The organism is Pseudoflavonifractor sp. An85, assembly GCF_002161235.1.
Classification (GTDB): domain Bacteria; phylum Bacillota; class Clostridia; order Oscillospirales; family Oscillospiraceae; genus Enterenecus.
Window position 1 is genome coordinate 1 of record NZ_NFHE01000047.1, and the last position, 10,351, is coordinate 10,351.

Sequence of the window (10,351 nt, forward strand, 5' to 3'; positions counted from 1 at the left end):
GCGGGGGAAGTAGAGGGGGCGGGAGTGGCTGCAGCGGTGTATTCTTTGTTGAGGGCGGTCTGATAGGCGCTGAACTTGGCGTAGAAGTCAGCCACGTCCAGGTTGTTCAGCGCATCGGTGGTCTGGATGTCGGCATCGGCCATCCACTGGTCCACCTGCTTGCCCATCTTATAGTCCTTCCAGCTGGCGGTGTAATCGCTGAGCTTTTCCACCTTGTCCCGGATGATGATGTGATAGCCGTACTCGGACTCCACAATATCGGACACGCCGCCAAAGTCCAGCTTCAGTGCGGCCTCCTCGTAGGCGGAAACCATCTGGCCCAGGGTGGCGGTGTAGCCGTTGGGATTGTCGCTCAGGCCCTCGTCCTCGCTGTACTCCTTCATCAGCTCATCAAACAGGGTGGAGGGGTCGTCGCTGGCGCGGAGCTGGGCCAAAATGTCCTCAGCTTTGGCCTTCTTCTCTTTGATGGTTGCCTCATCCAGCTTGGGATAGGCGTAGGTGCCGTCCTCCTGGAGGGTACGCTCCCCTTCGGTGTCCACGGTCTTGAGCAGAATGTGGCGGGTCTGGTAGACGTAGTTGTTCAGATCCTCATCGGAGGGGTTGGGAATGGTGGCCTCCACCAGGTTGTCATAGAAGTAGTTGATGGAGTAGACAAACCGCATGGTCTCGTCGCTGAGGCCGTTGATGGTCTTGCGCTGCTCATAGTCCTCCTGGCCCTTAGCCATGAGGGTCTCCTCCAGCTCGGTCTGCTGGGCATCGGTGAGGGGGCAGCCCAGCTCCTGGCACTTCATTTCCAGCAGCTTGTAGTAGGCGATGACGGACTGGCTGTCCGACTTCAGGCTGTCCACGTAATCGGCCACGTTGGCCTGATACATCTGGGTGAGGTAGGCGCAGTTCACCGCCAAAAAGTACAGGTACAGATCGGCAGGCACCGCTTCCCCGTTGACGGTGAGCATGGTCTCATCCGCCTTCAATCCGGCGGAGAAATCCAGAATGTCCCGGGACAGATCTGCCACAATCTCCTGGGTGGGAGAGGGGGAGGGGGAGGAATCGGCGCCGGGATTGGAACAGGCTGCCAGAGAGGCAGTCATACCAACAGCCAGAACGAGGGCTGCAATACGCTTTTTCAAGTTCATACTTGTAAAACTCCTTTTTTTTGCTGGCCTGTAACGCACAAGCTACCGCACATTGTACCACCAAACCGGGGAAAAGGCAAATCCTTTGTGGGGGATTCCGTTAGGATTTGGGCAGCAAAGAGGAATATTTCTCCACCAGCTGCTGGGCACACCGCAGGGGGTCCTCCCCCTGTTTCAGCTTCAGAGTCAGCAGGCCCTTGTCCTGACCCGGGGTGAACAACAGCCGCCGGGGATAGCCCTCGCCCAGGGTGGCAATGGCCTGGAGGTCAAATTCCTCCAGGGTAAATTGGAGGGACGCCCCCTTCTGGGTGATGTCCACCATGCCGCTGGAAGCGGCCTTGGAGCGCAGCAGGGCGATGGAGATGAGGTTGTTGACTCCACGGGGCGGGTCACCAAAGCGGTCAATGAGCTCGTCGGTGACGTCGTCCCCGTCCTCCTCCGCGCGAATGCGGGCAATGCGCCGGTACAGGTCCATGCGCTGCTGAGCCGACGGCACATACCGCTCGGGGATGGAGGCGGGAACCGTCAAGTCGGCGGTGCAGTCCCGCACCTTCGCCGGGGCCTCTCCCTTTTCCGCCAAAACTGCCTCTTCCAGCAGTTTCAGGTACAAATCATAGCCCACGCTCATGAGGAAGCCGGACTGCTCGGGGCCTAACAGGTTGCCCGCCCCGCGAATCTCCAAGTCCCGCATGGCGATACGGAAGCCGGAGCCAAACTCCGCATACTCCCGAATGGCAGACAGCCGCTTGGTGGCCACTTCGCTCAAGACCTTCCCGGTGCGGTAGGTCATGTAGGCGTAGGCCCGCCGGGTGGAGCGGCCCACCCGCCCTCGAATCTGGTGCAACTGGGCCAGACCCAGCTTATCCGCATCTTCGATGATGAGAGTGTTGGCGTTGGCGATGTCGATGCCGGTCTCAATGATGGTGGTGCACACCAGCACGTCCACCTCGCCGTCTCCCATGCGGGTCATGACATCCGACAGCTCTTCCTGGCTCATTTTGCCGTGGCCCACCGCCACGGTGACATCGTCTCCCAGCATCTCCTGGATTTTCACCGCCGTGGCGTGGATGGTGTCCACCCGATTGTGCAGGTAGTACACCTGGCCCCCACGCTCCAGCTCTCGCCGCATGGCGTCACACAGCACCGACCAGTTGTGCTCCAGTACATAAGTCTGCACCGGCTGGCGGTTGGAGGGGGGCTCTTCAATGGCGGACATGTCCCGGATGCCGGACAGGGCCATGTTCAGGGTGCGGGGAATGGGGGTGGCGGAGAGGGTGAGCACATCCACCTGCCGGGCCAGTTCCTTGAGCCGCTCCTTGTGGGTCACCCCGAACCGCTGCTCCTCGTCCACCACCAGCAGCCCCAGATTCTTAAAGTGCACGTCCTTTTGCAGCAGCCGGTGTGTGCCGATGAGAATGTCCACCGAGCCGTTTTCCACGCCCGCCAGGGCATTTTTCATCTGGGCAGGGGTGCGGAACCGGGAGACCACCTCAATTTCCACCGGGTACTTGGCAAACCGGGCCTTGGCGGTGAGGTAGTGCTGTCGGGCCAGCACGGTGGTGGGCACCAAAATGGCCGCCTGCTTGCCGTCCATCACGCACTTCATAATGGCCCGCAGGGCCACCTCGGTTTTGCCGTAGCCCACGTCCCCGCAGAGCAGCCGGTCCATGGGCCGGGGGGCCTCCATGTCCTTTTTGATTTCCGCAATGGACCGCAGTTGATCCTCCGTCTCCTGGTAGGGGAAGTCGTCTTCAAATTCTCGCTGCCAGGCGGAATCCGGGGCAAAGGCGTACCCCGGCTGCCGCTGCCGCTGGGCATAGAGTTGAATGAGCCCCTTGGCCAAGTCCTTCACCGCGGCCCGGGTGCGGGTTTTGGCTCGTTCCCACTCGGTACCCCCCAGTTTGGACAGCTTTTTGTGCTCGCTGTCCTCACCGCCGCCAATGTATTTGGAGATGGCGTCCAACTGGGTGGCGGGGAGGTACAGGGTGTCGGTGCCGGCATAGGCCAATTTGATATAGTCTTTGTCGATGCCGTCCACCTTCATGCGGGTCAACCCCACAAAGCGGCCAATGCCGTGGTGCTCGTGGACCACCAGGTCGCCGGGGGTCAGGTCGGTAAAGGAGTCCACCCGTCGGCGGTCGGCGGCGTGCTTCAGACGTTTGCCCTTCTTTTTGCCCTGGCTCTGGCCCTGGGTGAGTACCGCATAGGGGCAGCCAATGTAGTCAAAGCCCGCGGACAGGCCGCCCACGGCGATGGTGATCGCCCCGGGAGCGGGCAGCTCGTGGAGCTGGAAGTCCACCGCGGAGCGGATTTTTTTCTCCCGCAGCATGGCCTGGAGGTTCAGGGCCTGCTGCTCACTGCCCACCAGTACGATGGCGCCGGTGTTGGCGTTTTGCAGTTGGGTCAGGTCCGCGGCGGCGGAGTCCAGATTGGCTCCGAAGGTGGACAGCTGGCGGCCCTGGGCGTTCAAAATGGCCTTGGGGGCCAGGGGCAGGGTGGAGGTGGTAAAGGAGTCCAAAAAGCAAAGGGGGAACTGTTGCAGTTCCTCCATAAGGTGGGGGAAGGTGAGGGCGAAGGTGGCGTGTTTGCCCAGCTGCACTCCGCTCTCCACCAGGGTTTTCACGTCTTCCTCCAGCTGCCACAGCCAGTTTTTGGCCCGTTCCGCCACGCGGCTGGTCTCACACATACATACCACCGCATCGGGGGGCAGGTGGTGGACGGCGGTGTGGAACACGGGGTAGCGCTGGGGCAGCTGAGCATCGGAGACCTGCTGCCAGCTGCCGTCCTCCTGCCGCTGGGGCAGCACCTCCCGCACGGGGAGAAAGACGGCCTTTTCCAGGTGGCCCACCCGGCGCTGGGTGGCGGGGTCAAACAGGCCCATGGAGTCCACGTCGGTGTCCCAGAACTCCACCCGCACTGGATGGTCCTGGGCGGGGGAATACACGTCCAGAATGCCCCCGCGCAGGGCAAATTGGCCCACACCCTCCACCTGGTCGCACCGGGCGTAGCCCAGAGCGGACAGGGCGTCCGCCAGCTGGGTGGGGTCATAGGAACCTCCCTGGCAGATGGTCACCACATGTTCCTGAAGCTCCTGGGGGGAGAGGGTGCGCTGGAGTAGGCCTTCCACCGTGGCGGCGATGACCTTGCACTCCCCCTGGGCCATGGCATAAAAGGCAGAAAGGCGGCTGTGCTCCCCCTGGTGGGAGGACACTGCCCCGTCGTAGAAGTTGAATTCCCGGCTTCCCACCAGGGTGACCGGCCAGCCGGTGAAGGCGGTGATGTCCCGGCCCAGGGAAGCGGCCTCGTCCTCGTCGGCGCACACCAGCACCACCGGCCGATCCAGATGGGTGCCCAGACCGGCGGCAAAGTGGGCGCGGTGAATCCGGGACAGCCCCGACACCGCCGCCGGGGACTGGCCCGTCTCCAGGGCCTGCACCAGGGCAGGAAACTGGGGCACTTGTGAGAGAATGTGGAGTAATTCCTTCATAACGGCTCCTTTTCCACCAAAGTTAGTTGAACTGATTCATGGCCTTCTGAGGGCCGTCCTTGAGATAGCATTCCACCGCCTGGGCCGCCCGCCGGGTGGCCTCGTCCATGGCGGTCTTGTCCTCGCCTACAAACTTGCCCAGCACCCAGTCGGCCATGTCGTAGTCGGGGTGGGGCTTGCCTCCCACGCCGATCTTCACCCGGGGGAATTTGTCGGTGCCCAGGCGTTGAATGATGTGTTTCAGGCCGTTGTGGCCGCCAGCGGAGCCACTGGTGCGGATGCGCAGCTTGCCCACGGGCAGGGACACGTCGTCACACAAAACCAGAATATGATCTGGGGAAACTTTATAGAAGGCCGCTGCCTCCGCCACCGCATCCCCGGACAGGTTCATATAGGTGGTGGGCTTCATCACCAGCACACCCTGGCCGGAGATGGTGGCCTGATGGGTGAGGGCGTGGAACTTCAGCCGCTGCACCGGGAAGTCGCCCCGGTCGGCCAGCTGATCGATGGCCATAAAACCGGCGTTGTGCCGGGTGTTTTCGTATTTGTCGCCGGGATTGCCCAGGCCCACCACCAGCCAGGTCACCGGCAGTTTCTTACCAAAAAACATGGGAAAACTCCTTTTTATATTTGCTGGAGCAGACCAGCCATCTGATTTGCTCCGCAGGGTGACTTTCTCCCCGATGAGAAAGTCACCAAAGAATCGCCTAGGGCTGCTGACCCAAGGGAGGTTCTTAGGGGGGAACGCCCTAAGTGGCTTTTCGTCCATTTTGGCCAGTCAAAATGGACCCCCAGCGGGTAGCGTCCCACTAGGCTGGTAAGCCTAAAGGGACGAAAAAAGGGCTGTCACAGGCACTGCCTGCAACAGCCCTCCAAAGAGTCTGCTTACTGGAACAGCTTGGACACAGACCGCTCCTCGTAGATGCGGGCAATGGCCTCGGCAAACATATGAGCCACAGAGAGATACTTGATCTTGGGGCACACCTCAGCGATGTCCTCCCGGGGCTGGATGGTATCCAGGAACAGAACCTCATCCAGGCAAGAGGCGTTGATGCGCTCAATGGCGGGGCCGGAGAGCACGCCGTGGGAGGCGGCAGCGGTGACGGACTTGGCGCCGCCAATGTCCACCAGAGCCTGAGCGGCGTGGCACAGAGATCCGCCGGTGTCCACCATGTCGTCCAGCAGGATGACGTGCTTGTCTTTCACCTCGCCGATGATGTTCATGACCTCAGAGGAGTTGGCCTTCTGACGGCGCTTGTCCACGATGGCCATGGGCATGTCCAGCTTCTGAGCGAAGGCACGGGCACGGGCCACAGAGCCCACGTCGGGGGAAACCACCATGGTCTCCTCATGGACGGCGGCAAAGCGGCGCAGGAAGTGGTCCACAAACACAGGAGAGCCCAACAGATTGTCCACAGGGATGTCGAAGAAGCCCTGGATCTGGTTGGCGTGCAGGTCCATGGTCAGCACACGGTCGGCGCCGGCCCGGGTAATCAGGTTGGCCACCAGCTTGGCGGAAATGGGATCGCGGGGCTTGGTCTTACGGTCCTGACGGGCATAGCCGAAGTAGGGAATCACGGCAGTGATGCGACCGGCAGAGGCGCGCTTCAAGGCGTCAATCATGATCAGAAGCTCCATCAGGTTGTCGTTGACGGGGGAGCTGGTGGACTGCACCACGAACACGTCGGAGCCACGCACCGTCTCATGGATGGAGACAAAGTTCTCGCCGTCGGAGAACGCGCCCACCTCGGCGCTGCCCAGGGGGATGCTCAAATCCTTGCAAATGGCCTCGGCCAGAGCACGATTGGAGCTGCCGGAGAAGATTTTCAGATCTTTACCGTGAGAAATCATTGTTGTACTTCCTCTCTGTGTGATGTGTGTCAGGGTTGGAATCAAAAAACGTGCTCCAGCAGGAAAGGGACGCCTTACCATTCGAGCACATAATGCGGACAAAAATGAACCGAAAATATTATATCAGAATCCAGAGAATTTTGAAGAGGAAATTTCAAATTTGTACAAAAACCTTCCTTCTTCACAAAAAAAGCAGACAAATTTTCCACCGGCCTGTGTAATCGGCAACAGGCCGGCGAAAATTTAACAGAGATAAAATACAGAAAATGGGAAAAAGTGCCGTTAGCAACAACCCACCCGCTGCATCAGACGCCGGCGCAGGGGAATCACGCGATACAGTTGGGCCACTTCAATGGTGGCGCACAGCTTATCGGCCAGGTTCACCGCAATGGCGATGGAGGAGCGGGGCAGATGCACCGCCAGGGGGAACATGTGGGACACAATGGCGTTGGCCTCCCGGTCGGTGAGGTCGGGGCACAGAGCCTGGGCATTGCGCAGGGCAAACACGGGGTGATCCAGACACTGGTTGCCCGGGTGCGCGCTGGCATCGGCAGGGTCGTACAGGTATAAATCGTGGAGCAGACCTGCCCGAGCGGCTTCCTGGCAGTCCCAGCCAAAGAACTGGGCGATGCGGTAGGCCATATAGGCCACAAAGAGAGAGTGCTCATAGCAGGTCACAGAAAAGTGGTGCCTCCATTGCCGCATGGCATTGACCTCCTTGGAGGAAAGCAGAGGAGACAGGCACCGGAAGAACTCCTCTGCGTGGGGTGATATCCACATAGGAAAAAACCTCCCATCTCATTTCACAAAAGGTTGACATCTTTCCACCTCTAGTATAGCAAACCGGGGTGTCGTTGTCAGCAGATTTCGGGGAGAAAATTTTTTCCTGTGCACGTTTATGAGGCGTTTGGATGGTGCGGACAAACACAAGGCGCTGTGGAAAAACTTCCACAGCGCCTGGAAAACTTGTTGAAGGTTTTTACTTAATGGGCTCGCCAGCGGCCTTCTTGGCCTCGATCTCGCGCAGAGCGTCCTTGTAGGACAGGTTCACACGGCCCTTCTCGTCAATGTCAGTGACCTTGACCCAGATCATGTCGCCGATGTTCACCACGTCCTCCACCTTCTCCACGCGGCGGTTGGCCAGCTTGGAGATGTGCACCATGCCGTCCTTGCCGGGAGCCAGCTCCACGAAGGCGCCGAACTGGAGGATGCGCACCACCTTGCCGTAGTACAGAGCACCCACCTCGGGGACAAACACGATGGTCTCGATGGTCTTCTTGGCGGCCTCGCAGGAAGCCTTGTCCACACCGGCAATGAAGATGGTGCCGTCGTCCTCGATGTCGATCTTGGCACCGGTGTCGGCACAGATCTTCTGGATGACCTTACCGCCGGAACCGATGACCTCACGGATCTTGTCGGCGTCGATCTTCATCTTGATCATCTTGGGGGCGTTCTCGCTGACCTCAGCGCGGGGCTCAGAGATGCAGGGCAGCATGATCTCGTCCAGGATGGCGTAACGGGCGTCCTTGGTGATCTCCAGAGCTTCCTTGATGATGGCGTGGGACAGACCGTCGTTCTTCAGGTCCATCTGGATGGCGGTGATGCCCTTCTTGGTGCCGGCCACCTTGAAGTCCATCTCGCCGTGGAAGTCCTCCACGCCCTGGATGTCGATGAAGGTGGTGAAGGAGCCGTCGTCGTCCTGAATCAGACCGCAGGAGATGCCGGCCACAGGGGCCTTGATGGGCACACCGGCGTCCATCAGAGCCAAAGTGGAGCCGCAGATGGAGCCCTGAGAGGTGGAACCGTTGGAGGACAGCACCTCGCTGACCACACGGATGGCGTAGGGGAACTCCTCCACAGAGGGAATCACAGGCTCCAGAGCGCGCTCAGCCAGAGCACCGTGGCCCTTCTCGCGGCGGTTGGTGGAACGGGCGCCGCGGGCCTCGCCCACGGAGTAGCCGGGGAAGTTGTAGTGGTGCATATAGCGCTTCTCTTCCTCTTCCCAGATGGTGTCCAGCTTCTGGGAGGCGGCCAGAGTGTTCAGAGTACACACGGAGAGAACCTGGGTCTGACCACGGGTGAACAGGCCGGAACCGTGCACACGGGGCAGAACGCCAACCTCGGCGGCCAGAGGACGGATCTCGTTCTTGGCACGGCCGTCCACGCGGTGGCCTTCCAGCAGCCAGGCCTTGACGATCTTCTTCTGGAACTTGTAGGTGAACTCCTCCAGGTACTGGTCCATGTCGGGATAGGTCTCCAGATACTTCTCGTGCCAGTGGTCGATCATGGCGTTCCAGCGCTGCTCACGCACGTTCTTGTCGTCGGTGTCCATGGCGGCCTTGGCCTCGTCCATGAAGTTGGCTACGATATCGTCAAACAGCTCCTGGTTGAAGGAGGCATGCTGATACTCAAACTTGGGCTTGCCGATCTCGGCCACGATGCCGTTGATGAACTCCACCTGCTTGCGGATTTCCTCGTGGGCCTTGACGATGCCCTCATACATGATCTCGTCGGGGATCTCCTTGGCGCCGGCCTCGATCATGACCACCTTGTCCATGGTGGCGGCCACGGTCACGTCCATCTGGGACTCGTGCTTCTGCTCACGGGTGGGGTTCATGACGATCTGGCCGTCCACATAGCCCACTTCCATGCAGCCGATGGGGCCGTTCCAGGGGATATCAGAGTAGGACAGACAGGCGGAGACACCGATCATGGCGGTGACTTCGGGGGAGCAGTCATAGTCCACGCTCATGACGGTGCAGGTGACCACCACGTCGTTGCGCAGGTCGGTGGGGAACAGGGGACGGATGGGCCGGTCAATCAGACGGCTGGCCAGCACGGCGGGCAGGGAGGGCTGACCCTCGCGGCGCATGAAGGAGCCGGGGATGCGGCCCACGGCGTACAGCTTCTCCTCGAAGTCCACGGACAGGGGGAAGAAGTCAATGCCGTCACGGGGACGGGCGGAGGCGGTGACAGCCACCAGAACGCTGGTCTCACCGTAGGTGACCATGGCGGCGGCGTTGGCCAGCTCGGCCATCTTGCCCACTTCGATCTTCAGGGGGCGGCCAGCTACCACAGTCTCGTACACCTTATGCTGGGTAAATTCCTTGTGCTTGATGATGGTAGACATAGGTTGATACACTCCTTTTCTTTGGTGTGAGCCGGAGCGATCACCCTTTAGCACTTGAACACAGGCCCCTCCTGTTGGTGAGACCCGTGTTCAACTGCTAAAAGCAGCCACTCCGGCGGTGGAAGGAACAAAGGGCGGTGTGAGGTTCACACCGCCCTATCTTCACAAAACTTACTTGCGGATGCCCAGCTTGGCAATGATAGCGCGGTAACGCTCAATGTCCTTCTTAGCCAGGTAGTCCAGCATCTTGCGACGCTTACCGACCATCTTCAGCAGGCCACGACGGCTGTGGTTGTCGTGGATGTGCACCTTCAGGTGCTCGGTGAGCTCCTGGATGCGAGCGGTGAGGATGGCGATCTGAACCTCGGGAGAACCGGTGTCGGTCTCGTGGGTACGGTTGGCCTCAATAACGGCAGTCTTCTGGTCCTTGCGAATCATGGGTAACTTCCACCTTTCTTGTATTCTGCCCGGACGCTGAGTATCGGGCGGGTGAATCCCCCGCGTAACAAGCGGGCCATGTCCCGAAACTAAGCAGACGGGTGTGCACCGAAATGCTAAGTTAGCATATCATAAGCATTCCCCATTGTAAAGGGATTTTTTCATGGTTTTTTCCCTTTTTAGTAAATTTGGTCATTATGCTACCAAGATGCGCCATATGAGCAGCAGCATGGCGCCCGCCACCGACAGGGTGGCCACCCACTCGCTGTACTCCAGCAGACGGGAGCGCCGAGAGGGGCGGGAGGGAGC

General features: G+C 60.1%; 7 protein-coding genes. All 7 read right to left on the reverse strand.

What is annotated here, in order from left to right:
- Positions 1-1,136, reverse strand: a 1,136-nt coding sequence (locus B5G37_RS13470) for a peptidylprolyl isomerase (protein ID WP_087258659.1), incomplete at its 3' end; no start/stop codon positions are given.
- Between the two features lie 100 nt (positions 1,137-1,236).
- Positions 1,237-4,623 (reverse strand): transcription-repair coupling factor, encoded by a 3,387-nt coding sequence (gene mfd, locus B5G37_RS13475; RefSeq protein ID WP_087258661.1) that lies wholly within the window; start codon positions 4,621-4,623, stop codon positions 1,237-1,239.
- 22 nt (positions 4,624-4,645) lie between these two features.
- Positions 4,646-5,233 (reverse strand): aminoacyl-tRNA hydrolase, encoded by a 588-nt coding sequence (gene pth, locus B5G37_RS13480; RefSeq protein WP_087258663.1) that lies wholly within the window; start codon positions 5,231-5,233, stop codon positions 4,646-4,648.
- Positions 5,234-5,508: 275 nt separating this feature from the next.
- The gene (locus B5G37_RS13485) at positions 5,509-6,474 is read right to left on the reverse strand and encodes a ribose-phosphate pyrophosphokinase (protein ID WP_087258665.1); all 966 of its coding nucleotides are present in this window, start codon (positions 6,472-6,474) and stop codon (positions 5,509-5,511) included.
- Between the two features lie 282 nt (positions 6,475-6,756).
- Positions 6,757-7,179: an HD domain-containing protein gene (locus B5G37_RS13490; RefSeq protein WP_242962898.1), complete on the reverse strand. Its 423-nt coding sequence runs from the start codon at positions 7,177-7,179 to the stop codon at positions 6,757-6,759.
- A gap of 274 nt (positions 7,180-7,453) precedes the next feature.
- A complete protein-coding gene (locus B5G37_RS13495) occupies positions 7,454-9,604 on the reverse strand; it encodes a polyribonucleotide nucleotidyltransferase (protein ID WP_087258670.1) in 2,151 nt (716 codons plus the stop codon).
- Positions 9,605-9,775: 171 nt separating this feature from the next.
- Positions 9,776-10,042 (reverse strand): 30S ribosomal protein S15, encoded by a 267-nt coding sequence (gene rpsO, locus B5G37_RS13500; protein WP_087232405.1) that lies wholly within the window; start codon positions 10,040-10,042, stop codon positions 9,776-9,778.
- Positions 10,043-10,351 lie beyond the last annotated feature (309 nt).